Here is a 23514-nt window from a genome sequence, read left to right as displayed (position 1 = left end):
TGGCACCCGTACACACACGAAGAAGCCCCCGACCAGAAGGCCGGGGGCTTCAACCACGTGGACGATACTGGGATTGAACCAGTGACCTCTTCCGTGTCAGGGAAGCGCTCTCCCGCTGAGCTAATCGTCCTCGGGACCATGAACCCGCAGGTCATGGGCGTTGCGTGCGCGATACTGGGATTGAACCAGTGACCTCTTCCGTGTCAGGGAAGCGCTCTCCCGCTGAGCTAATCGCGCGGGAGCCCGTGCAGCGTACCGGAGTACGGGAACGGGCAGTGGACGATACTGGGATTGAACCAGTGACCTCTTCCGTGTCAGGGAAGCGCTCTCCCGCTGAGCTAATCGTCCTTGGAGGTGGAGACGGGATTTGAACCCGTGTAGACGGCTTTGCAGGCCGTTGCCTCGCCTCTCGGCCACTCCACCAGGAGCGTGGGAGTTCGGGAAGATCCCCCACATCCTGAGCGGACGACCAGGTTCGAACTGGCGACCTCAACCTTGGCAAGGTTGCGCTCTACCAACTGAGCTACGTCCGCTTGTTCTCCGAGGCGCTTGGCGCGTCCCGGCGACGTGTTGAACTCTAGCGGATTCCGGGCCAGGTACAAAAATGCGTTTGCGCAGCGTGCTGCGCTGCCACCCCGGCCCGGGGCGGTCCGCGGCACGCCGCCATAGACTCGCAGCCGTGCACAACGCCCCGTCGACCTTCTCCCCGATGGCACGTTTCGGCAGCCTAGTGGCCACCGATCTGCGTGATGTCACCAGCGACCCCACGGCCCTCGACTCCTCCGGCTTCTGGGCCGTGACCGCGGACTTCGAGGGGCGCCTCGTCTGCGCCCGCTTCGACCGCGTACGCGAGGAACCCGTGCCGCTGCCCGAGCCCGGCCGCTGGCACGGCCCGGCCGCCGGCGACTGGACGACATCGCTCGACCGCGCCGCGTACACGGCGGGCGTACGCCGCATCCGCGAGCACATCGCGGCCGGCGAGGTCTACCAGGCCAACCTCTGCCGCGTGCTCTCCGCGCCACTCCCGCAAGACGCCGACGTGGACGCCCTCACCGCCCTGCTCGCCCGCGGCAACCCCGCCCCGTACGCGGGCACGATCCGCATACCCGGGCACGGCGTGGAGATAGCCACAGCCTCGCCCGAACTCTTCCTGCGCAGGCGCGGGAAGATCGTCGAGTCGGGGCCGATCAAGGGCACCGGGCGGACCGAGGCCGATCTGCTCGACAAGGACCACGCCGAGAACGTGATGATCGTCGACCTGGTCCGCAACGACCTGGGACGGGTCTGCGCCACCGGCTCCGTGACCGTCCCCGAACTCTGCGTCGTCGAGAAGCACCCCGGCCTCGTGCACCTGGTCTCCACGGTCCGCGGAGAGATCGCCGAGGGCGCCGGCTGGGCGGAGCTGCTCGCCGCGGCCTTCCCGCCCGGCTCCGTCACCGGGGCCCCCAAGTCCAGCGCGCTGCGGATCATCGACGCATTGGAGACCGCGCCCCGAGGCCCGTACTGCGGCGGCATCGGCTGGGTCGACGCGGATCGCGGCACCGGAGAACTGGCCGTCGGCATCCGCACCTTCTGGGCCGACCGCGCCGACGGCGTGCTCCGCTTCGGCACCGGCGCCGGCATCACCTGGGGCTCCGACCCCGAGCGGGAGTGGCGGGAGACCGAGCTCAAGGCGGCCCGACTGCTCGCGGTAGCGTCGGGGACCTACGACGCACTGGGAGGAAGCCTCACGTGAAGATCTGGCTGGACGGCGGGCTGCAGGAGCTCGACACGGCACGGGTGTCGGTCCTCGACCACGGACTGACCGTGGGCGACGGCGTCTTCGAGACGCTCAAGGCCACCGAGGGACGGGCCTTCGCGCTCACCCGCCACCTCGACCGCCTCGCCCGCTCCGCACGCGGCCTCGGCCTGCCCGAGCCCGACCTGGACGAGGTGCGCCGCGCCTGCGCCGCCGTCCTTGAGGCCAACCCGATGCCGCTCGGCCGACTGCGGATCACCTACACCGGAGGCCTCTCGCCGCTCGGCTCCGACCGGGGCGACCAGGGCCAGACGCTCGTCGTGGCGCTCGGCGAGACCACCCGCCGCCCGGACAGCACCGCGGTGCTCACCGTGCCCTGGACGCGCAACGAACGCGGCGCGCTCACCGGCCTGAAGACCACCTCGTACGCGGAGAACGTGGTCGCACTCGCGCGGGCGCACGAAGCGGGTGCCAGCGAGGCGCTGTTCGCGAACACCGTGGGGCAGCTCTGCGAGGGCACCGGCTCCAACGTCTTCGTCGTGCTCGACGGCGAGATCCACACCCCGCCGGTCGCCTCCGGCTGCCTCGCCGGGATCACGCGTGCCCTGGCCGTCGAGTGGACCGGCGCCCGCGAGAGCGCCCTGCCGCTCGACGTGCTCGACCGCGCCGACGAGGTGTTCCTGACGTCCACGCTCCGTGACGTCCAGGCCGTCCACCGCGTCGACGACCGTCAACTCCCGGGCGCCCCGGGCCCGGTGACCGCCAAGGCCATGCGGATCTTCGACGAGCGTTCGGGCGCCGATCTCGACCCGTGAGCGGACCCGCCGCGTCCCAAATCGGATGACGAAGAGCCCGGCAGCGGGTAGAAACCCCGTGATGACCACGACCCTGCGGCCGACCGGGCCGATTCAGCGCGATACGGACGGAGTGCGTTCCCGCACCTACCAGGTGTGTGTGAACAGCCGCCCCGTCGGCACCACCGAGATCGCCACGCACGCCGTCTTCGGCCCCACCGTGGGCCACCTCCGGCACCTCGCGATCGACGAGCCGGACCGGCGCCGCGGCCGCGGCACGGTCGCCGCGCTCGCCGCCGAGGAGGTGCTGCGCGGCTGGGGCTGCACCCGTGTCGAGGCGGCGGTCCCGGCCGCGGCCCCGGCCGCCCTGAGCCTCGCCACGGCCCTCGGGTACGTGGAGCGCAACCGCCGCATGGCCAAGCCGATCCCCGCCGCGGGACCGCCCGGACTCCCGCCGGGCAGCACGGCACGGCCGATGTCCGACACCGAGTACGTGCCGTGGCTGGCCCACGCCAAGGCCTCGTACGCGCGCACCTGGATCGACCGGGGCGTCCCCGAGGACCAGGCCCGCGCCAAGTCGGACGACGACCACGCCCGCCTCCTGCCGGACGGCCCGGCCACGCCCGGCATGCTCCTGTTCGTCTTCGCGCACGAGGGCGTGGACGTCGGCACACTGTGGCTGGCACTGCAGGACGACGGCGCGTTCGTCTTCGACGTCGAGGTGTACGAGCGGCACCGCGGGCACGGTCACGGCCGCTCCCTGATGCTCCTCGCCGAGCGCGAGGCCGCCCGCGCGGGCGCGACCACCATCGGCCTGAACGTCTTCGCGGGCAACACCCCGGCCCTGCGCCTGTACGAGTCGCTCGACTACCAGCCGCTCTCGTACTACCTCTACAAACCCCTGCTCTGACGCGGTGGGCGGCGGTGATCCGGGGCGGTCCGGGTCAGTCGGCGAGCAGCCGGTCGACGATCTCCTCGATCCGCTCCCGCAGCCCGTCCTGGCTCTTCCCGCCGTCGAGCCGCTCGCCGTCGACGACGTACGTGGGGGTGCCGGTGACGCCGATCGCCTTGCCCTCGGCCTGGTCGGCGTCGACGATCAGGATGTGCCGGCCGTCGATCAGCGCGGTGTCCAACTCCTCGGCGTCCAGGCCGATTTCGCGGGCCACGTCGATGAGCAGCGCCTCGCCCTTGCGGTCGAACTCCTCGACGCGGGCGAGCACGGCCTCCACGTACGGCCAGGACTGGCCCTGCTCGGCGGCCTCCTCGGCGGCCTGGGCGGCGGCGAAGGCGTGCTTGTGCTTCTCCAGCGGGAAGTGCCGCAGCCGCAGTTCGAGCCGGTCGCCGTAGCGGGCGCGCAGGGCGCGGACGTCGTCGAGGGCGGAGCGGCAGTCGGGGCACTGGAGCTCGCACCAGAGGTCGAGGACGGGGCGGGCGGCGGGTTCGAGGGGAGTTTCGAGGGGAGAGGAGTCGCTCATGGGGACAGTCTCACAGGAGTGCCGCAAGGCCCCCAAACCCGGACCTGACCCCGACCCGACCCGGACCTTCGGAGGAGGCGGACCCCGAGATCACCCTGAGGTCCGGCCGGACCGTGGCCCCGAGATCTCCCTGAGGTCCGGCCGGATCGTGGCCCCGAGGGCCCCGACCGGTGCACGATGGAGGGAGGACGTGACCCCGAGGCCCCCGCTGGAGGACCGGATGCTTGCCGAGACCATCTGCTCCGCCGTGTCCGCGGCAGGCTTGGGCATCGCCGCGATCACCGCGTACCGCAAGCGATTCCTGACCGCGACCCGCATCGCGGCGTACTCGCTCGTCCCGATCGGCCTGGTCCTGACCGGGGCCGTGGAATGGGTCTCCGACCTGGTCTTCAAGCCGAGCACCTGGATCGGCGTCGGACTGCTCGGGCTCGCCTGGGCGCTGTTCATGACGACCCGCGCGGTGGAGCGCCGCAGAGCCGTACGCGCCACCCAGGAGGACGCCGTGGCTCCGCAGGCCTCCGCCCCCTCCCTCGGCGCGGGCCGTACGGCGGCGACGCCCACCCCGAAGCGCGACGAGAAGACGTCCGCCCCGAAGCGCAAGGAGAAGCATCCCAAGGCCGGATCCGCCGCACCGGCGGAGGACTTCTCGGACATCGAAGCGATTCTGAAGAAGCACGGCATCTGAGAGCCGCCGCGAAAGACCACGTGATCCGGCGAACTCCCGCTCCAGCCGGGCGTGTTGATCCTGCCCCCGCCATGCCCTGCGCCATCATCGCCGCGAGATGCAGGAAACACCCCGGGGCCAGGTCCCCGCACCCACGTCCGAGCCGCGAGGCTGTCTCTTCGCGCTCTCCCAGCCGCCCCTGATGATCTTCCTCGGGGTGATCGGCTGCCTCCTCCTCGCGGCGGCGATGCACGACCTCTACTTCTTGTGAATCCCTGCCGCCGGTTTCTTGTGAGTCCCTGCCGCCGGAGGCCTCTCAGCCCGCCGCGGCCTCCTTGCGCCGGGCCCGGTACGCGGCGACGTGCAGCCGGTTGCCGCAGGTCCGGCTGTCGCAGTAGCGGCGGGAGCGGTTGCGGGACAGGTCGACGAAGGTGTGCCGGCAGTCCGGCGCCTCGCACCGGCGCAGCCGCTCCTGCTCCCCGGCGACGATGAAGAAGGCGAGCGCCATCCCGCCGTCGGCGGCGAGGTGGTCGGCGACGGAGGCGCCGGGCGCGAAGTAGTGCACGTGCCAGTCGTAGCCGTCGTGGTCGGTCAGCCGCGGGGTGGTACCCGCCGCGGCGACCAGCTCGTTGACGGTCCGCGCCGCCGCACGTGCGTCGGCCGCCTCGAAGATCTCGCCGAACCGGGCGCGCACGCCCCGGACCGCCGCCAGGTCGTCCTCGGTCAGCCGCCCGACGTCGCTGATGGCGTGCGCGCGTACGAAGGTGTCGAGGGCCGCGATGTCCGGGAGGCCGTCGGGGCTGTCGTCCTCCGGCGATGAGTTCACCAGAGCGCACACCGCGTCGAGTGCGCACCGGGTGTCGTGGGTGATCAGCACGAATCGCTCCCTGGCCTTGGGTCGGGCCGACGCCCGCTGATGCTGGCCGATGCTAGCGGCTCGACTCGAACACATCGGCGCCGCAGCTGCGGGCGAACCCACGGCGACGGCGCCGAACACTGCCGTTATGCGGTTGTCGAGGCCCGCGCCGTCTCCCCGAGTCGGACGGCTACGGGCTGCTTTGTTGTCGGGCCTCGTCAGCTCTCGGCGAGGATGTGGGAGAGCTCCGTGTCGAGGTCGAAGTGGCGGTGTTCGGTGCCTGGCGGCACCGCGGCGTCCGTTCGCTTCAGGAAGGACTCCAGGGCCCGCGCCGGGGCCTCGAGCAGAGCCTCGCCCTCCGGGGAGCTCAGGGCGATGCAGACGACGCCCTGACCGTGACTGCGGGACGGCCAGACACGGACGTCGCCGGTGCCCGTGGGCCGGTGCAGGCCCTCCGCGAGAAGGTCGCGGGCGAAGACCCACTCGACCGTCTCTTCGGCTCCGGTGTGGAAGGTGGCGTGCACGGCGTAGGGATCGGCCGTGTCATACCGCAGTCCTGCGGGTACAGGGAGTGAGGACTCGCTCGACACAACGAGGCGCAGGTGCAGCTCGCAGCTGACCGTGGTGTTCATAAGCGCCAGGGCCTTTCGCTCAGTGTGCGCTCGGGGATTCGCACGTCGGCGAAATCGACATGCCACCTACGGTGCCGTTGTAAACCCCTCTGAGGGATTTGAGAGGCTTTCGGTAGCTCGTACAGCCGTCGGGTCGTTCGTTCATACGTCCATTCCGGTGACGCGTTCCTGTCCGGTAATGTCTGGCTGTATGAATACGGGGAGTGACGAGCGCAGCGAGGTGGAGTCGGCTGTCGAGCCGGCCGCCGCGCAGGACGAGCAGGGGCTCGGGTCCAAGGCGCCGAAGTTCATCAAGAGTCGTCGTGCGCTGCACCTGAGCTGGCAGGTCGGCGTGTTCATCGTGGGCCTGGCCGTCGTGGTCGCGGGCATCATCATGCTGCCGCTGCCGGGGCCCGGCTGGGTCGTGATCTTCTGCGGCATGGCGATCTGGGCGACGGAGTTCGTCTGGGCGCAGCTGGTCCTGCGCTGGACCAAGCGCAAGGTGACGGAGGCGGCACAGCGCGCACTCGACCCCAAGGTGCGCCGGCGGAACATCATCCTGACGTCGATCGGCCTCGTGATCGTCGGCGTCCTGCTCGGGATCTACGTCTGGCAGTTCGGCATCGTCATGCCGTGGAAGATCGACCAGTGATCGACCAGTGATCGACCAGTGATCGATCAGTGACGGAGTTCCTCGCAGGCGTGGTCCAGGGCCCGTCTGAAGTGCGGTAATGTTCTCCGTGCGCCCGGGCGATTAGCTCAGTGGGAGAGCGCTTCGTTCACACCGAAGAGGTCACTGGTTCGAACCCAGTATCGCCCACCCGGCCGAAGGTCCGTGAGACATCCCGTCTCACGGACCTTCGTCGTTCCCGCCTCTCGCGGTGGCGGTCAGTGCATGCGCCCCAGGGCGTCCCGCAGCCGTCGGGCGTCGCGCAGGCGCTGTTCGTACGTGGCGCCCACGCCGAGGAGCAGCAGCCCGGCCAGGGCCGGGGGCAGCCAGCGGGGGAGTGCGCCGACGACCTGGACCACGTACGGGGCGAGCTCGTGCGTCGCGACCAGGGCGAGCACCGTGCCGCCGAGGGCCAGCGGGGCCTGGAGGCGGTGGTGGGCGCCGACCAGGGTGAGCGCCAGGGCGGCGAGCCCGAGCAGCAGCGGGCGCAGCCAGTGCGGGTCGGACCAGGCGGCGATCAGGCTCGGCAGCAGCGTGGCGGCCAGGCCCGGTCCGTACGTGGTCCAGGAGGACGCCTCACGGTCCCTGCGGCTGTGCAGGAACCCGACGGCGAGGGCCAGGGCCGTCACCGGCAGCGTGTACGCCTCAGGGGCCGTGACGTCCCAGGCGGCCAGGCGCACCCAGCAGGCCGCGGCGAACAGGGCGCCCGCGGCGTACGACACCGGGCGGCGGTCGGGGCGCAGGGCCGTGGCCGCCGCGATCACACCGGTCAGGGCGAGGGTCAGCGCCAGGCTGGGGGCGTGGCCGACGGAGAGCGCGATGGCCAGGCCGGCCGCCGCGGCGCCCGCGATCTCCAGGGGTACGGCGACGCGGAGCGTGCGCAGCCGGGCGGCGAGCAGGGTGGTCGCGACGGGCACCGCGAGGACTACGAGTGCCGTGCGGTGCGGCGGCAGGTCGAGGGCGGCCGGTGCGGCGACGGTCAGGGCGGTGGCCCAGAGCGTCGCGGCGCAGGCGAGGACCGCCCGGCGGGCGCCGTCGGTGTGCAGTGCGGCCGCGACCGCGCAGCCGGCGAGCAGCACCGTGAGCACCACGAACGTCGCGGGCTGCGTGGCGAGGGACAGCAGGGCCGCGCCCGCCGCCGAGGTGAGGCCGCAGCCGAGGAGGACCCACGCGAGGTGCGGCCGCGCCGCCCGTGCCAGTGCGGTGGCTCCGTACAGGGACGCGAGGGCGAGTGCGGTGTGCGTGCCGAGGGCGGCCGCGTAAGGGAGTTGGAGGGACAGGGGGAGGGCGGTGAGCGCGGACCAGAGGAGGACCGGGGCGGCGCAGGCGGCCGTGGCGCTCCAGGCGCGCCGGGGCTCGTCGGCCCGTATCAGGCGGTGCGCGGTCCACGCGGTGGCGGCGAGCGCGAGCAGCGTCACCGGGACCGCCGGGCCCGCGGTGACCGGAGCGTCCAGGTGCGCGAGCCGCGGCGTGCCCGCCCACGTCCGGTCCGCCCAGCGCGCGAGGCCCGCGACGGAGAGGAGCAGGTTCGGCAGCGTCCACAGCAGCGCCACGCCGACGGGCACCGCGGCGGCCCCGGCCAGGCCGCGGCGTACGGGGAGCGGAAGCCCGGTGCGTACGACGGTCAACAGGGCGATGCCGCACAGGAGATGGGCCGGGACCGTCCACGTGTCGGGGACGGCCGTGCGCAGGACGCCGCCGGTGGCGAGGACAGTGGCGAGGCCCGCGACGGCGGCGCAGGCCGTGGACAGGGGAGCGTGCGGTGTGCGCAGGGCCGCGCCCAGGGCGATCGCCGCGGCCGCGAGCAGCAGCGCGCCCGCACGTGCGGCCTCGGCGGGGTCGGCGGCCGTCCAGGACAGACCCGTCGCCGTCGTCAGGGCGATGAGGCCGAGGAGCGCGGCGCCGCCGCCGGCCGTGCCGCGGACGGACATCCGCTTGACCCGCAGGGCGAGGACCGTGTCGGCGGCGACCGTGGCGAGCAGGGCCACGGTCAGGGTGTGCGCTCCCGCGTCCGCCGCCAACGCGCCCAGGAACAGCGGGAGTTGGGCGGCCACGACGGCGGCGGGGAGTGGCGTGTGCAGCCGGGGCAGTGCCGTTCCGTACGCGGCCCAGACGGCGGCGAGTACGGCCGAGGCGATCGCCGTGTAGGCCGCGCCGTCCGCGTCCGGCACGGCGACGCGGTGCAGGGCGTACACGTCGAGCACCGTCAGGACCAGGCCGAGCGCGGCCACCGCCTCGGCCGTCGCGGTGAGACCGCGGCGCTGCAGCGGGACGGGCACGCCGAGCGCGGCCAGCGTGACCGCACCGAGCACGGCCGAGCGGCCTCCGATGCCCATGTGACCCCAGCTGACCAGCGTGAACGCCAGCGCCGCGACGGTCAGCAGGAGGCCGCCGAGGACCAGCAGGACGTTCTGGACGCTCGGCGGGGACGACTCGGCGCGCGGGCGCGGCCCCCAGGCAGGCGGCGGACCGGAGGCGGGCGGCGGACCGGCGGACCGCACGGGCGTCGGAGGCCGCTGCTCGGCCAGGACCGAGACCAGCCAGGCCCGGCGGGCCAGCAACTGGGTCCGGCGCGCGTCCAGTTGGGCCAGCTCGTGGTCCAGGACGCGCAGCTCTTCGGCCGGGGGCGGAAAGGTGCTCATGGCTGCAGTGTGGTCCGGGTCACGGCGCCCGGCATGGGTGTACGTACTCAGTTCCGGCTGAGTACGTGCCCGGCGTCCCGCAGACTCGGGGCATGGACTGGTGCCACTACCGCTTCCGCAGCGTCTGGAACGTGCCCGCGCGCCCCGAAGCGGTTTTCGCGGTGCTCGAGAACGCCGAGGAGTACCCGCGGTGGTGGCGGCAGGTGCGCGAGGTCGTCCCGATCGACGACCGCAGCGGCCGCGCCCGGTTCCGCTCCACGCTGCCGTACGACCTCCGCGTCACCGCCCGCGAACAGCGCCGCGACCCCGCCGCCGGAGTCCTGGAGATCCGCATGACCGGCGATCTGGACGGCTGGGCGCGCTGGACCCTGACCCCGGCCGGCGGCGGCACCCGCGTGCTCTACGAGCAGGAGGTCGACGTGCGCCGTCCGTTGCTGCGGCGCTTCGCCGTACCGGGCCGGCCGGTGTTCCTGCTCAACCACGCGCTGATGATGCGCTCGGGACGGCGCGGACTGATCGGGCATCTCGGTACGACCTGACGGCGGGGCGCCCTGCGTTCGCCGTCAGGTCGGTGGCCGGACCGGTTTGATCGGCGTCCGGATCCGGTTTGGAGGAGGGGTGCCCGGGCCTGTATGGTTCAGTGCGTTCCCGGGCGATTAGCTCAGTGGGAGAGCGCTTCGTTCACACCGAAGAGGTCACTGGTTCGAACCCAGTATCGCCCACCGGGAAAGACCGGTCCGTCGCAGACGGGCCGGTCTTTTTTGTGCGCGCCGAGCCGCCGTTCTTTCGCGTACGACGCCAGGGTTTCCTTCTCGTACGCGGCCTGGCTCTCGTACGACTCTCAGGCCGCGGCCGGGAGTTCCGGGCGCAGCGGCCAGGCCGGGTCGACCGCCTCCGGGGTGCCGTTGCGCGTGAACCACGCCTGCAGGCCGCGCGCCTGGGCCGCGTGCCACACCGCCTGCAGGGCGTGCAGCTCGGCCGCCGAGAGGCGTTCGAGCCGGGCCGCGAAACGGCGCCCCACTGCGCGTACGACCTCCAGGGAGGCGAGTGCGTCGGCCGCCGCGTCGTGGGCGTCCGCCAGCTCCACCTCGTACTGCGCGCACAAGTCGGTGAGGGTGCGGCGGCCCTTGCGGTAGCGGTCCAGGTGCTTGTCCAGGACCCGGGGGTCGAGGACGCACATCGGGCGGCTCCCGAGGTAGTGCGAGAGCGACGACGCGCGGTGGCGGCGCAGCTCGCGGTCCAGGAGCGTCAGGTCGAACGGTGCGTTCATCACGACCAACGGCCGCCCGGCGGCCGTCAGATCGGCCAGCTCCCGGCCTATCTCCTCCATCACCGGCGCGGGCCAGCGGCCGTTGCGGTGCAGGTGATCTTCCGTCAGGCCGTGTATCCGCGCGGCCTCTTCGGGGATCGGCACGCCCGGGTCGACCAGCCAGCGCGTCGCCCGCGCCCGGCCTCCCGGCGTGTCCTGGACGACGATCGCGGCCGACACGATGCGGTCGCTCTCCACGTCCACGCCCGTGGTCTCGGTGTCGAATGCGGCAAGTGGTCCCTCGTACCAGCACGTCATGGCGATGCAACTCCCTGTGTCCGCAGGGCAGTTCCGGTTGCGGCCCGGCCGCCGCCGGTGGTGCCCCGAGTCCTCGCGCCCCGCCTGCCTGCCCGAACTGGTGATACCCGGGCTGTTTGCCCGATACGCCCAGCGGTGACAACACAGGTGACGGGCCGGTGAGTTGGGCGGTCCGGGGGTGTGTGACGCGCACTCCGCTCCGGCGTACGCGACGTACGCGCCCCGACGCTCCTCGACAACACCCCGTCCCGGAAGGCCCGTTCGCCATGGCGCTCGCGCAGCCCGAACAGGGTGGGCTGCTGCCTCAGCGGATCGCACCGCTGCGCGGCACGCTCGCCACCACCGCCTGCATGGAGACCCTCCAGGTGGGCTATCTGCACGCCGTGGCGGCAGCGGCGGGCTGTTCGCTCTCGCAGCCCTTTCCGGACAACGGCATCGACTGGCACGTCAGCCACAGCGCCCCCGGGCACACGGTCGACGACGAAGTCACCATCAAGGTCCAGCTCAAGTGCACGTACCAGCTCGCGCCCAACCCCCCGGGCCCCGCCTTCTCCTTCACGCTCGACAACCCGCACCTGGAGAAGCTGGCCCGGACCCCGGTCTCGGTGCACAAGATCCTCGTCGTGATGATCGTGCCGCGCTCCCGCGACGACTGGCTGCGCGCCGGGCACGACCGGCTCGACCTGCGGCACTGCTGCTACTGGACCAACCTGGCCGGGCACCCCGTGCGGGGGCGGCACAGGACGACGGTGCGGATCCCGACCTCGCGGATATTCGACGACCGGGCCCTCTGCGAGATCATGACGCGCGTCGGGACGGGAGGGAGACCCTGATGCACCGCCCGATCGACGAACCCCCACGCCTGGTGGGCAGCGCCCTGCCCGACCCGGACGCCGCGCATGTCGACCCCGGCGTCCTCGGCGCCCTCCTCGACCGGCACGGCTGGCGGCGACGCGGTGGCGCGGCCGGCCGGTACGCCCGCTGGACCCCGCCCGACGGCACCTCCGGCACCAGCCTCCTGGTCCCCGAGAGCCGGGCCTTCCCCGACAGCGACGACCTGCTCGGCGAGGCCCTGCTCGCGCTCGCCCGCAGCGCCGCACCGTCCGCGCGCGCCGTGCTCGTCGGGCTCGCGGTGCCCAGCGACGAGCTGACCTGGACCCGTGACGTACCGCCAGGGCCCGCGGGTGCCGCCGCCTGGGGCGTCGAGGAGCAGCTGCGGAACTCCGTGCGCCAGGTGCTGCTCGCCGGGGCGCTTGCCGTGCGGGACCGGGCCGGTTACTACGGCGCGCGGCACCGCAGGGCGGCCGCCGCCTCGCTCGGCCACGTCCTGGTGGGGCCCGTGCACGGCGGCCGCCGCCTCACCGCGTTCGTGCCCGCCGCCACCGGCAGGCCCCTCGCGGTGCGGCTGCACCACGCGCTGGCCGCGGCCCGCGAGGCCGTCGACTACCGCCGGGCCACCGGCGGCATGGAGGCCTTCGACACCGCCGTCGAGGCGGGCGTCAGCCACGAGCTGACCGAGGCCCTGGTGAGCCTGGTACGCGGTACGGAGGGAGCCTGCGTCGACCTCGCGTGGGCGCCCGCGGCCGGGGTGCCCGAGGGGTGCGCGGCACGGCCCGAGTCCGTCGAGTTCTCGCCCGGCGACCTTCCGGTGCTGCGCGAGGCCTCCGTGCGGTACCGCACCGCCGAGCCCTCGCTGCCCGTCCGGATCACCGGGACCGTCGTACGGATGCGCCGGGCCGGGCCGCGCGGGAGCGGCACCGTACGGCTGCGGGTGATCGAGGGCGCGGACGTCCCGCACGTGCGGATGAGCCTCGACGAGGAGGCGTACCGGATCGCGGGGCACGCGCATCTGGTGGGGCTGCCGGTGCGGGTGCACGGCCGGCTGGAGAGCCGCGGGGGCTTTCGCCGGCTGACCGGGGCTTCGGACGTGGTGCCGGTGCAGGTGGACGAGGCGGAGCGGGACCGGATGCTGAAGTCGCTGCAGGAGAACATCGACTTCTTCGAGGAGGCGTGCGGCGGGGAGTAACAATCAGCCTGTCCGGCGCTTGAGGACGAGCCCGGAGGGCGATGGACGGTGCCCGAATCGACGGTGTGGGTCGTCCCACGGGAGGCCGCCCCCGTAACCGTTTCGCGAAGGGCTCCGTCGGCTCGGTACGATTCCCATTGCGTCGCGATGCGTCAGCGGCGCAATCCCCCTTCAGGCAGGAGAGACCGGTGTCAGACGTCCGTGTGATCATCCAACGCGATTCCGAGCGGGAAGAGCGCGTGGTGACGACGGGCACTACGGCCGCCGATCTCTTCCCCGGTGAGCGCACCGTCGTCGCCGCGCGCGTGGCCGGCGAGCTGAAGGACCTCGCGTACGCCGTGCAGGACGGCGAGGAGGTCGAGCCCGTCGAGATCTCCTCCGAGGACGGCCTGGGCATCCTGCGGCACTCCACCGCACATGTGATGGCGCAGGCCGTGCAGGAGCTGTTCCCGGAGGCCAAGCTGGGCATCGGCCCGCCGGTCAAGGACGGCTTCTACTACGACTTCGACGTCGCCGAGCCGTTCACTCCCGAGGACCTCAAGCGCATCGAGAAGAAGATGCAGGAGATCCAGAAGCGCGGCCAGCGGTTCTCCCGCCGCGTCGTCTCCGACGACGACGCCCGCGAGGAGCTCGCCGACGAGCCGTACAAGCTGGAGCTCATCGGCATCAAGGGCTCCGCCTCGCACGACGACGGCGCGGACGTCGAGGTGGGCGGCGGCGAGCTGACCATCTACGACAACCTCGACGCCAAGACCGGTGAGCTCTGCTGGAAGGACCTCTGCCGCGGTCCGCACCTGCCGACGACCCGCAACATCCCCGCCTTCAAGCTGATGCGGAACGCGGCGGCGTACTGGCGCGGCAGCGAGAAGAACCCGATGCTGCAGCGCATCTACGGCACCGCCTGGCCGTCGAAGGACGAGCTGAAGGCGCACCTGGAGTTCCTCGCCGAGGCCGAGAAGCGCGACCACCGCCGCCTCGGCAACGAGCTCGACCTGTTCTCCATCCCCGAGCAGATCGGCTCCGGCCTCGCGGTCTTCCACCCCAAGGGCGGCATCGTCCGCCGCGTCATGGAGGACTACTCGCGCCGCCGGCACGAGGAGGAGGGGTACGAGTTCGTCTACACCCCGCACGCCACGAAGGGGAAGCTCTTCGAGACCTCGGGCCACCTGGACTGGTACGCCGACGGCATGTACCCGCCCATGCAGCTCGACGAGGGCGTGGACTACTACCTCAAGCCCATGAACTGCCCGATGCACAACCTGATCTTCGACGCGCGCGGCCGTTCGTACCGTGAACTGCCGCTCCGCCTCTTCGAGTTCGGCACCGTGTACCGGTACGAGAAGTCCGGTGTCGTGCACGGCCTGACCCGCGCGCGTGGCTTCACGCAGGACGACGCGCACATCTACTGCACCCGCGAGCAGATGGCGGACGAGCTCGACAAGACGCTCACCTTCGTCCTCGGCCTGCTCCGCGACTACGGCCTGAACGACTTCTACCTGGAGCTGTCCACCAAGGACCCGGAGAAGTACGTCGGCTCGGACGAGGCCTGGGCGGAGGCCACCGAGGTGCTCGCGCAGGTCGCCGAGAAGCAGGGCCTCCCGCTCGTCCCGGACCCGGGCGGCGCCGCGTTCTACGGCCCGAAGATCTCCGTCCAGGCCAAGGACGCGATCGGCCGGACCTGGCAGATGTCGACCGTGCAGCTGGACTTCAACCTGCCGGAGCGCTTCGACCTGGAGTACACCGGTCCGGACGGCACCAAGCAGCGCCCGGTCATGATCCACCGCGCGCTGTTCGGCTCCATCGAGCGGTTCTTCGCGGTGCTCCTCGAGCACTACGCGGGCGCCTTCCCGGCGTGGCTCGCGCCCGTGCAGGCCACCGGCATCCCGATCGGTGACGCGCACGTCGAGTACCTGCACGAGTTCGCCGCCAAGGCGAGGAAGCAGGGCCTTCGGGTCGAGGTGGACTCCTCCTCCGACCGCATGCAGAAGAAGATCCGCAACGCACAGAAGTCCAAGGTGCCGTTCATGGTCATCGCCGGTGACGAGGACATGGCCGCCGGTGCCGTCTCCTTCCGGTACCGCGACGGCTCGCAGGAGAACGGCATTCCCGTCGACGAGGCCATCGCGAAGATCGCGAAGGTCGTCGAGGAGCGGGCTCAGGTCTGAATCCCCGGGGTTCAGGCCTGAACGCCTGACGCCCGGTTCGCTCCAGGGCCTCGGCGCGCGCTACCGCGTGTGCCGAGGCCGTCCGCTTGCCGTCCGCTTGCCGTCCGCTTTCCGTCCGCTTGCGGACGGCCTCGGACCCGGCAGCGCATCCGGCACCGGCCACGCCATATGCTGCACATCATGACGAGTGACCCGGAGCAGCAGAACGGAGTGGGGACGCAGGACGCGTTCCAGCGCCTGTGGACGCCCCACCGGATGGCGTACATCCAGGGTGAGAACAAGCCGACCGGCCCTGGAGCCGGAGACGGCTGTCCGTTCTGCTCGATCCCCGAGATGTCCGACGAGGACGGCTTGATCGTCGCACGCGGTAACCATGTGTTCGCGGTGCTCAATCTGTACCCGTACAACGGCGGGCACCTGATGGTCGTGCCCTACCGGCACGTCGCGGACTACACCGAGCTCTCGGTCGCCGAGACCGTGGAGCTGGGTGAGCTCACCAAGCAGGCGATGGTCGCGCTGCGCACCGCCTCCGGCGCGCACGGCTTCAACATCGGCATGAACCAGGGCACCGTCGCCGGTGCCGGGATCGCCGCGCATCTGCACCAGCACATCGTGCCCCGCTGGGGCGGCGACACGAACTTCATGCCGGTCGTCGGTCACACCAAGGTGCTGCCCCAACTCCTGGGCGACACCCGCAAGATGCTGGCGGACGCCTGGCCTCGGGTCTGATCCTTTCCGCCTCGCGGTCGCCCGCCTCGACCGCCGCCCGGCCCGCCTCGTGGCGCTCACGTTCTGTCGTACGTGAGCGCCCTCGCGCGTTTTCGGAGCAGGCGGAGCGGCCGAGCAGGCGGAGCGGGCCGCCCGAACGCGGCGGGGCGCGAGCCCTACGCGTCGTACACGTCCGCCTTCGTGGGGGCCGCGTCCTGGACGAGGTTGCTGAGGAAGAGCGAGCGGGTGCCGAAGCGCTCCGTGTCCACGCCGTTCTCCTCCAGGACGCGCATCGCCGAGGCGTGCACGACGCGCAGCACCGGGGTGGCCGCGCGCAGCGCGTCGTCCGCCATGAAGCGGTGCCGCCAGGGCTTGTCCGCCCAGGCGTGCCGCAGTCCGAACGGCTCCGGCAGGGCAAGCTTGCCGCCGAGGAAGTCCAGGATCGGCGGGAACCAGGTGAACGGTGCGCGGGCCGCGAGCCGCACCACGTCATCGGCCTCTATCAGCGGCAGCTTCACCTCGCGCGTCTCCCAGAACTTCACCGTCTTGGAGACTTCCTTGGTCTTCGCCTTGGGCTTCGTCGTGAACAGGGAGTGCACCGGGCCCAGCGCGTGACCCGTGACCTCGATGCGCAGCGTCTCGTGCAGCACGGTGACCGTGATCAGCATCGTGATCACCAACTGGCCGTCCCAGAGCCGGAACTGCACACCGAGATAGTGCCGGTCGCCGCTGCCGAACTGCTGCTCGTTGCAGATCCGCTGTATCTCGTGCGGCTTGACCTGGAAGGCGTCCACGTCCGTGCCGGTGGGGCGCGCGACCTCCGTCGCACCCTCGGCGACCGGGGAGACGATCCAGTGGCGTATCGACGGGGTCGGGAAACCGCCGGTGTGCAGCGGGCCGCGCTCCAGCATGCGCAGCTGGTCGTGGATCGCGCGCACCACGTCCCAGCTGCGGAACGGGTGGATCTCCGACGTGCCCGCGCGCGGGACCAGCTCCTCCGCCAGCTGCCAGCTGCCCCAGCGGGTGCCCATGCCGAGGATGCCCTTGGGGCCCGCGTAGAACACGGAGTTGGACTGCTGCTCGGCGGTGAGCCGGGCCAGGCCCTGGCGCAGCCGCTCCGCCGCCGTCTCACCCGGCGAACCCGGCACCGCCTCAGGGATCTTGGCGCCGATGCCGCCACCCGCGAGCAGGCTCTCCCAGCGGCCGCGCAGGTCCTTCGCCGTCCGCTCACAGATCTGCTTGGCGAGCAGCCAGCCGATCACCGGGGCGATCACCATCGCCCGCAGATACATCCCCAGGAGACCGGTGAACGGCAGCTTGATCAGGAAGAGGACGGCCAGCGCGCAGACGGCGACCAGCACGGCCGTACCGAGCGCGGTCTTCTTCTTGTCCTTGCCCTCGCCGAGGCTCTTCCTGAGCTGGAAGATCAGCAGCCACAGCAGCAGGCCGGGCAGGAACAGCACTCCGAACAGGGCGGTTACCGCGGTGAGTCGGGTGTCCCGCTCCTTGCGGATGCGGGTGGCCGCCAGGCAGTGCTCGACCACGGCCTGCGGCTCTGTGCCGAAGGACTGGATCAGCGGCTTGCGGGCGCCGCCGAGCATCCGGACCTGCACGGCGCGCGCGAAGGCCTCGCCGAGGTCCGGCTTGAAGAGCGACAACTTGCCCTTCTTCACCTCGGACTTGTGCCACTCGCTGTTCGCCTTGAGTATGTCGTCGACATCGCTGTCCCGGTACGCCGCCGAGGCCAGGGCGTGCGTCGCCGCCGTCTCGCCCTCGGCACCGGAGAGCGGCACCTGCGCCCCCGGCCTGAAATCGAAGGCCGAATCGAAGCCGTCCGCCACTGCAAGCCCCCTCGCCGCACCGCCGCTGCTCTGCGGCCCTTCCCGACTTCCTTACCCCGCACGGCCGTTGACCGCACCGCCGAGCAGATCATCAATGTATCGGGGCGCACTGACATCCGTCATCGGGCGGCCGAATGCCGCCCGTCCCAGCACGGGCGGGGACGGGCGGCAGGCCCAACGGCACCCCCTCGCGGCGCGCCGGCGCACCGCCGCCGTGCCCTGCCGGATCGCGGCGGCGGACGGGGCCGGGGCGGTCAGGTGTCCTGGTCGGCCGCCTCGCGCAGCTTCGCCGCCAGCTGGGCCGGCATCGGTTCGTGCCGGACGTAACTACGGCTGAATCGGCCCGTTCCGTGGGCGAGCGAGCGCAGATCCACCGCGTACCGGCCGATCTCGATCTCCGGAACCTCGGCCCGTACGAGCGTGCGACCGCCGGGCGACTGCTCGGTGCCGACGACTCGGCCGCGCCGCCCCGACAGATCGCTCATCACGGAGCCGACGTACCCGTCGCCGACCAGCACCTGCACCTCCGCGACGGGTTCGAGGACATGGATCGGGGCGTCCGCCGCGGCCTCGCGCAGGGCGAGCGCGCCGGCCGTCTGGAACGCGGCGTCGGACGAGTCGACGGAGTGCGCCTTGCCGTCCAGGAGCGTGACGCGTACGTCGACCAGCGGGTTCCCGCCGATGCCGCGCGCCGCCTGGGCACGTACACCCTTCTCGACGGACGGGATGAACTGGCGTGGCACGGCGCCGCCCACGACCTTGTCGACGAACTCCACGCCGCTGCCGACGGGCAGCGGCTCCACCTCGATCTCGCAGATCGCGTACTGCCCGTGCCCGCCGGACTGCTTCACATGGCGGCCGCGGCCGGAGGCGTTCGCGCCGAAGGTCTCGCGCAGGGCGACGCGGTGCGGCACCACGTCGACCTGGACGCCGTAGCGGCTGCGGAGCCGTTCGAGGGCCACGTCCGCGTGCGCCTCACCCAGGCACCACAGGACCACCTGGTGGGTGTCCTGGTTCTGCTCGAGACGCATGGTCGGATCCTCGGCGACCAGACGGGCCAGGCCCTGCGAGAGCTTGTCCTCGTCCGGTTTGCTGTGCGCCCTGATCGCCAGCGGAAGCAGCGGGTCCGGCATGCTCCACGGCTCCATGAGCAGCGGATCGTCCTTGGCCGACAGCGTGTCCCCGGTCTCCGCGCGGTTCAGCTTCGCCACGCACGCCAGGTCGCCCGCGACGCACTGCGACAACGTGCGCTGGTGCTTGCCGAACGGCGAGGTGAGCGCGCCGACGCGCTCGTCCACGTCGTGGTCCTCGTGGCCGCGGTCGGCCAGGCCGTGCCCCGAGACGTGCACCGTTTCGTCCGGGCGCAGAGTGCCGGAGAAGACCCGCACCAGCGAGATCCGCCCCACGTACGGGTCGGACGAGGTCTTCACGACCTCGGCGGCCAGTGGGCCCCGCGGGTCGCAGGAAAGCGTGGCACGCGCGGTGCCGTCCGGCGTCGTGACGGCCGGTGTCTCGCGCTCCAGGGGAGTCGGGAAACCGCCCGTGATCAGCTCCAGGAGCTCGACCGTGCCGAGGCCCTGCCGCGCGCCGTCGACGGCCGGAGCCGCCGCGAGCACCGGGTGGAAGACGCCGCGTGCCACCGCGCGCTCCAGGTCCTCCACCAAGGTCTTGTAGTCGACGGTTTCGCCGCCCAGATAGCGGTCCATGAGGGTCTCGTCCTCGCTCTCCGCGATGATCCCCTCGATGAGCCGGTTGCGGGCCTCCTCGATCCGCGCCCCCTGCTCGCCGTCCGGTTCCAGCTCCTTGCGTTCGCCCGACGCGTAGTCGAAGACCCGCTGCGAGAGCAGCCCGACCAGGCCCGTCACCGGAGCGTGCCCGTCCGGGCCCTCGTCCCCGTACTGCGGCAGGTACAGCGGAATCACCGCGTCCGGGTCGTCCCCGCCGAAGGTCTCCGCGCAGCCGCCGGTCATCGCGTCGAAGTCGGCGCGGGCCGCCTCCAGGTGAGTGACGACGATCGCCCGCGGCATGCCCACCGCCGCGCACTCGTCCCACACCACGCGGGTCGCGCCGGTGATGCCCTCCGTGCCCTCGGCGGCCGAGACGACGAAAAGGGCCGCGTCCGCGGCGCGCAGACCGGCCCTCAACTCGCCGACGAAATCGGCGTATCCGGGGGTGTCGAGCAGATTGATCTTGATGCCGCCCCATTCCAGCGGAACCAGGGACAGCTGGATCGAGCGTTGCTGCCGGTGCTCGATCTCGTCGTAGTCGGAGACGGTGCCGCCGTCCTCCACGCGGCCCGCCCGGTTCACCACCCCCGCGGTCAGCGCGAGGGCCTCCACCAGAGTCGTCTTGCCGGAACCGCTGTGGCCAACCAGCACCACGTTCCGTACGGAACGGGGGTGGTCGGCCGTGGGTGCCCTGCCGGCGGCCCCGGAATGTGCAGCTGCTTTGTCGCCCATGCTGTGCCTCCCGAAGGCTCACGATTTCTTGCACGGTGAGGGGAGAGGGCGCGGACACGCGTGGGACCGCGTCTGCCGGCGGCTCCGACGACGCCCGCGGTGTCTTCGAGCTTTCCACTCCCGTCACGGGGCGTCCATACGTCGTACGAGATCGCGCGCGCCGGGAGACGCGCACGGGGACCGAAGGGGCTCACGAGGTCGAGCGACAGGCTCCGTGGCTACGATGGGGCGGCCGGTGGCCGCAGGGGCCGCGCGGCCCGCCACTCCCCTTGGGAAGGCTTCAAGGCCATGCTGAACAAGTACGCGCGTGCCTTCTTCACGCGTGTCCTCACACCGTTCGCCGCGTTTCTGCTCCGCCGGGGAGTCAGCCCGGACGCGGTCACGCTGATCGGCACCGCCGGTGTCGTGGCGGGTGCGCTGGTCTTCTTCCCCCGGGGCGAGTTCTTCTGGGGCACGATCGTCATCACGCTGTTCGTGTTCTCCGACCTGGTCGACGGGAACATGGCCCGGCAGGCGGGCGTCTCCAGCCGCTGGGGCGCCTTCCTGGACTCCACGCTCGACCGGGTCGCCGACGGCGCGATCTTCGGTGGTTTCGCGCTCTGGTACGCGGGCCGGGGCGACAGCGACATGATGTGCGCGGTGTCCATCTTCTGCCTGGCCAGCGGCCAGGTCGTCTCGTACACGAAGGCGCGCGGTGAGTCGATCGGCCTGCCCGTCGCGGTGAACGGCCTGATCGAGCGGGCCGAGCGGCTCGTGATCTCGCTGGTCGCGGCCGGGCTCGCCGGACTGCACGCCTTCGGGGTGCCCGGTATCGACGTCCTGCTGCCGATCGCCCTGTGGATCGTCGCCGTCGGCAGCGCCGTGACCCTCGGGCAGCGTGTCGTGACCGTACGACGGGAATCCGCGGAGGCGGACGCGGCGGACGCGGCCCCGGCTCCTGGTGGGTCCCCTGCCGAGGAGACGAAAAGCCGCACAGGCGAAACTGGCACCAGCGGGACGAAAACCGCCACAGAAGAAGTAGGGCCGAGCGGCAGCCGAGGCGGCAGCGAGGCACGGGGGAGCGAGGCCACGTCATGAGCAAGGCACAGGAGAGACTCACCGACGCCCTGTACGGGCTCGGCTGGTCCGCGGTCAAGAAACTCCCCGAGCCCGTCGCCGTCCGCCTCGGGCGCAGCATCGCCGACCGCGTGTGGAAGCGCCGCGGCAAGGGCGTCCAGCGGCTGGAGGCCAACTACGCGCGCGTGGTGCCCGACGCGAGCCAGGAGCGGCTCGCCGCCCTGTCCAAGGCGGGCATGCGCTCGTACATGCGCTACTGGATGGAGTCCTTCCGGCTGCCCGCCTGGAGCAAGGACCGCATAAGGAACGGCTTCGTCCCCATGGACGTGCACTATCTGACGGACGGCCTCGCCTCCGACAAGGGCGTGATCCTCGCCCTTCCGCACCTCGCCAACTGGGACCTCGCGGGTGCCTGGGTCACCACCAAGCTGGAGACCCCGTTCACCACCGTCCAGGAGCGGCTCAAGCCCGAGACGCTCTACGACCGCTTCGTGGCCTACCGCCGCAGCCTCGGCATGGAGGTCCTGCCGCACACGGGCGGCTCCGCGTTCGGCACGCTCGCCCGCAGGCTCCGCGCGGGCGGTCTGGTCTGCCTCGTCGCCGACCGGGACCTGTCCGCATCCGGCGTCGAGGTCAAGTTCTTCGGCGAGACCACGCGCATGCCGGCCGGTCCCGCGATGCTCGCCCAGCAGACCGGCGCACTGCTGCTCCCCGTCACCCTCTGGTATGACGAGAGCACCGTCATGCAGGGCCGGGTCCACCCACCCATCGACGTACCGGAGACAGGTACACGGGACGAGAAGACGTCTGTCATGACACAGGCGCTGGCCGATGCCTTCGCCACCGGTATCGCCGAACACCCGGAGGACTGGCACATGCTGCAACGGCTGTGGCTCGCCGACCTGGACCCCGCCAAGGCACCGAACGGGTCCGCGTCCGAGGTGACCGAGTGAAGATCGGCATCGTCTGCCCGTACTCCTGGGACGTGCCCGGCGGCGTCCAGTTCCACATCCGCGATCTCGCCGAGCACCTCATCCGCTGGGGCCACGAGGTCTCCGTCCTGGCACCCGCCGACGACGACACTCCGCTTCCGCCGTACGTGGTCTCCGCGGGGCGTGCGGTTCCGGTCCCGTACAACGGCTCCGTGGCGCGCCTGAACTTCGGCTTCCTGTCGGCCGCGCGCGTGCGGCGCTGGCTGCACGACGGCACCTTCGACGTCATCCACATCCACGAACCGGCCTCGCCCTCGCTCGGCCTGCTCACCTGCTGGGCCGCGCAGGGGCCGATCGTCGCGACGTTCCACACCTCCAACCCCCGCTCGCGCGCGATGATCGCCGCGTACCCGATCCTCCAGCCCGCCCTGGAGAAGATCAGCGCGCGGATCGCGGTCAGCGAGTACGCGCGCCGGACCCTGGTCGAGCACCTGGGTGGCGACGCGGTCGTGATCCCGAACGGTGTCGAGGTCGACTTCTTCGCGAAGGCCGAGCCGAAGCCCGAGTGGCAGGGCGACACCATCGGGTTCATCGGGCGCATCGACGAGCCGCGCAAGGGCCTGCCGGTGCTCATGAAGGCGCTGCCCCGGATCCTCGCGGAGCGCCCGCAGACCCGTCTGCTCGTCGCCGGCCGCGGTGACGAGGAGGAGGCCGTCGCGACGCTGCCGGTCGACATGCGCTCGCGCGTGGAGTTCCTCGGCATGGTCAGCGACGAGGACAAGGCCCGCCTGCTGCGCAGCGTCGACGTGTACGTGGCGCCCAACACCGGCGGCGAGAGCTTCGGCATCATCCTCGTCGAGGCGCTCTCCGCGGGCGCGCCCGTGCTCGCCTCCGACCTCGACGCGTTCGCCCAGGTACTCGACCAGGGCGCGGCCGGCGAGCTGTTCGCCAACGAGGACGCCGACGCGCTCGCGGACGCCGCCCTGCGCCTCCTCGGCGACCCCGCGCGCCGCGAGGGCCTGCGCGAGCGCGGCAGCGCCCACGTCCGCCGCTTCGACTGGTCGACGGTCGGGTCCGACATCCTCGCGGTGTACGAGACGGTGACGGACGGCGCGGCATCGGTCGCCGCCGACGAACGCACCGGACTGCGGGCGCGGTTCGGGCTCGCCCGGGACTGATCCCCGGCCGCCGGACCGGCGTTGTCAGTGGCCCGTCCTAGCCTTCAGGCATGCAGCTGATCCACGGCGGACCGACCGCCTCCGACTCCGCGGTGCCGCGCACCGGCGGCGTCCCGCTCGTGCCGGAGGGCT

Annotated in this window: 21 protein-coding genes and 7 tRNA genes; 16 read left to right on the top strand and 12 right to left on the bottom strand. The window is 71.8% G+C overall.

Annotated features, from left to right (window positions below):
- Positions 1–58 precede the first annotated feature (58 nt).
- From QIT00_RS17095 to QIT00_RS17075, 5 genes are all read right to left on the bottom strand, one after another.
- Positions 59–130, bottom strand: a tRNA-Val gene (locus QIT00_RS17095).
- A gap of 35 nt (positions 131–165) precedes the next feature.
- A tRNA-Val gene (locus QIT00_RS17090) sits at positions 166–237 on the bottom strand.
- Positions 238–276: 39 nt separating this feature from the next.
- A tRNA-Val gene (locus QIT00_RS17085) sits at positions 277–348 on the bottom strand.
- A 1-nt stretch (position 349) separates the two neighbouring features.
- Positions 350–423, bottom strand: a tRNA-Cys gene (locus QIT00_RS17080).
- Positions 424–460: 37 nt separating this feature from the next.
- Positions 461–533: transfer RNA gene (locus QIT00_RS17075), tRNA-Gly, on the bottom strand.
- Positions 534–709: 176 nt separating this feature from the next.
- Between QIT00_RS17075 and QIT00_RS17070 the strand changes: the two genes are divergently transcribed.
- The 3 genes from QIT00_RS17070 to QIT00_RS17060 all read left to right on the top strand — a co-directional run bounded on the left by QIT00_RS17070 (position 710) and on the right by QIT00_RS17060 (position 3442).
- A complete protein-coding gene (locus tag QIT00_RS17070; protein ID WP_282536184.1) occupies positions 710–1735 on the top strand; it encodes a chorismate-binding protein in 1026 nt (341 codons plus the stop codon).
- Positions 1732–2553: an aminotransferase class IV gene (locus QIT00_RS17065; protein ID WP_282536133.1), complete on the top strand. Its 822-nt coding sequence runs from the start codon at positions 1732–1734 to the stop codon at positions 2551–2553. The genes QIT00_RS17070 and QIT00_RS17065 overlap by 4 nt, the downstream gene beginning before the upstream one ends.
- A 61-nt stretch (positions 2554–2614) precedes the next feature.
- Positions 2615–3442: a GNAT family N-acetyltransferase gene (locus QIT00_RS17060; RefSeq protein WP_282536132.1), complete on the top strand. Its 828-nt coding sequence runs from the start codon at positions 2615–2617 to the stop codon at positions 3440–3442.
- A gap of 34 nt (positions 3443–3476) precedes the next feature.
- On the opposite strand, the gene QIT00_RS17055 is transcribed toward QIT00_RS17060, so the two are convergent.
- Complete coding sequence (locus QIT00_RS17055) at positions 3477–4007, bottom strand: DsbA family protein (RefSeq protein WP_282536131.1); 531 nt, start codon at positions 4005–4007, stop codon at positions 3477–3479.
- A 220-nt stretch (positions 4008–4227) separates the two neighbouring features.
- Between QIT00_RS17055 and QIT00_RS17050 the strand changes: the two genes are divergently transcribed.
- Together QIT00_RS17050 and QIT00_RS17045 are read left to right on the top strand one after the other, a co-directional pair.
- Positions 4228–4692, top strand: a complete 465-nt coding sequence (locus QIT00_RS17050) for a hypothetical protein (protein WP_282536183.1) — start codon at positions 4228–4230, stop codon at positions 4690–4692.
- A 97-nt stretch (positions 4693–4789) separates the two neighbouring features.
- Entirely contained in the window at positions 4790–4942 is a 153-nt protein-coding gene (locus QIT00_RS17045; protein WP_282536130.1) for a hypothetical protein, read from the top strand.
- 45 nt (positions 4943–4987) lie between these two features.
- On the opposite strand, the gene QIT00_RS17040 is transcribed toward QIT00_RS17045, so the two are convergent.
- Both QIT00_RS17040 and QIT00_RS17035 read right to left on the bottom strand, forming a co-directional pair.
- Positions 4988–5548 (bottom strand): CGNR zinc finger domain-containing protein, encoded by a 561-nt coding sequence (locus QIT00_RS17040; protein WP_282536129.1) that lies wholly within the window; start codon positions 5546–5548, stop codon positions 4988–4990.
- A 197-nt stretch (positions 5549–5745) separates the two neighbouring features.
- On the bottom strand, positions 5746–6159 hold the full coding sequence (locus QIT00_RS17035) for an SsgA family sporulation/cell division regulator (RefSeq protein WP_003959770.1): 414 nt from the start codon (positions 6157–6159) through the stop codon (positions 5746–5748).
- 190 nt (positions 6160–6349) lie between these two features.
- Between QIT00_RS17035 and QIT00_RS17030 the strand changes: the two genes are divergently transcribed.
- Both QIT00_RS17030 and QIT00_RS17025 read left to right on the top strand, forming a co-directional pair.
- Complete coding sequence (locus QIT00_RS17030; RefSeq protein ID WP_282536128.1) at positions 6350–6790, top strand: TIGR02611 family protein; 441 nt, start codon at positions 6350–6352, stop codon at positions 6788–6790.
- Between the two features lie 96 nt (positions 6791–6886).
- Positions 6887–6958: transfer RNA gene (locus QIT00_RS17025), tRNA-Val, on the top strand.
- Positions 6959–7026: 68 nt separating this feature from the next.
- Here the strand turns inward: QIT00_RS17025 and QIT00_RS17020 are convergent.
- Positions 7027–9450: an SCO7613 C-terminal domain-containing membrane protein gene (locus QIT00_RS17020; protein WP_282536127.1), complete on the bottom strand. Its 2424-nt coding sequence runs from the start codon at positions 9448–9450 to the stop codon at positions 7027–7029.
- A gap of 92 nt (positions 9451–9542) precedes the next feature.
- Between QIT00_RS17020 and QIT00_RS17015 the strand changes: the two genes are divergently transcribed.
- Entirely contained in the window at positions 9543–9989 is a 447-nt protein-coding gene (locus QIT00_RS17015) for an SRPBCC family protein (protein WP_282536126.1), read from the top strand.
- A 111-nt stretch (positions 9990–10100) separates the two neighbouring features.
- Positions 10101–10172 (top strand) — tRNA-Val (locus QIT00_RS17010).
- Between the two features lie 119 nt (positions 10173–10291).
- Here the strand turns inward: QIT00_RS17010 and QIT00_RS17005 are convergent.
- A complete protein-coding gene (locus tag QIT00_RS17005) occupies positions 10292–11017 on the bottom strand; it encodes a 3'-5' exonuclease (RefSeq protein ID WP_282536125.1) in 726 nt (241 codons plus the stop codon).
- A gap of 266 nt (positions 11018–11283) precedes the next feature.
- Here QIT00_RS17005 and QIT00_RS17000 point away from each other — a divergent pair, with 266 nt between their 5' ends.
- From QIT00_RS17000 to QIT00_RS16985, 4 genes are all read left to right on the top strand, one after another.
- Complete coding sequence (locus QIT00_RS17000; protein ID WP_282536124.1) at positions 11284–11850, top strand: DUF4365 domain-containing protein; 567 nt, start codon at positions 11284–11286, stop codon at positions 11848–11850.
- Positions 11847–13043 (top strand): hypothetical protein, encoded by a 1197-nt coding sequence (locus QIT00_RS16995; RefSeq protein ID WP_408909790.1) that lies wholly within the window; start codon positions 11847–11849, stop codon positions 13041–13043. Before QIT00_RS17000 ends, QIT00_RS16995 begins: the two co-directional genes overlap by 4 nt.
- Before the next feature lie 188 nt (positions 13044–13231).
- Entirely contained in the window at positions 13232–15208 is a 1977-nt protein-coding gene (gene thrS, locus QIT00_RS16990) for a threonine--tRNA ligase (protein ID WP_282536122.1), read from the top strand.
- A 168-nt stretch (positions 15209–15376) separates the two neighbouring features.
- On the top strand, positions 15377–15937 hold the full coding sequence (locus tag QIT00_RS16985) for an HIT family protein (protein WP_282536121.1): 561 nt from the start codon (positions 15377–15379) through the stop codon (positions 15935–15937).
- Between the two features lie 155 nt (positions 15938–16092).
- Here QIT00_RS16985 and QIT00_RS16980 read toward each other — a convergent pair whose 3' ends face one another.
- Positions 16093–17757, bottom strand: a complete 1665-nt coding sequence (locus QIT00_RS16980; RefSeq protein ID WP_282536120.1) for a hypothetical protein — start codon at positions 17755–17757, stop codon at positions 16093–16095.
- Positions 17758–18011: 254 nt separating this feature from the next.
- A complete protein-coding gene (locus QIT00_RS16975; RefSeq protein WP_282536119.1) occupies positions 18012–20216 on the bottom strand; it encodes an elongation factor G-like protein EF-G2 in 2205 nt (734 codons plus the stop codon).
- 288 nt (positions 20217–20504) lie between these two features.
- Between QIT00_RS16975 and pgsA the strand changes: the two genes are divergently transcribed.
- The 3 genes from pgsA to QIT00_RS16960 are packed head-to-tail and all read left to right on the top strand — an operon-like array spanning position 20505 to position 23382.
- The gene (gene pgsA, locus QIT00_RS16970; protein ID WP_282536118.1) at positions 20505–21293 is read left to right on the top strand and encodes a phosphatidylinositol phosphate synthase; all 789 of its coding nucleotides are present in this window, start codon (positions 20505–20507) and stop codon (positions 21291–21293) included.
- Complete coding sequence (locus tag QIT00_RS16965; RefSeq protein WP_282536117.1) at positions 21290–22225, top strand: phosphatidylinositol mannoside acyltransferase; 936 nt, start codon at positions 21290–21292, stop codon at positions 22223–22225. Before pgsA ends, QIT00_RS16965 begins: the two co-directional genes overlap by 4 nt.
- Positions 22222–23382 carry a glycosyltransferase family 4 protein gene (locus QIT00_RS16960; protein ID WP_282536116.1) on the top strand — a complete coding sequence of 387 codons (1161 nt, stop codon included), beginning with the start codon at positions 22222–22224 and terminating at the stop codon, positions 23380–23382. Before QIT00_RS16965 ends, QIT00_RS16960 begins: the two co-directional genes overlap by 4 nt.
- The last annotated feature ends 132 nt before the right edge of the window (positions 23383–23514 follow it).

Source organism: Streptomyces luteolus (genome assembly GCF_029968015.1).
Classification (GTDB): domain Bacteria; phylum Actinomycetota; class Actinomycetes; order Streptomycetales; family Streptomycetaceae; genus Streptomyces; species Streptomyces luteolus.
This window is presented reverse-complemented; position numbering and strand designations above follow the sequence as displayed.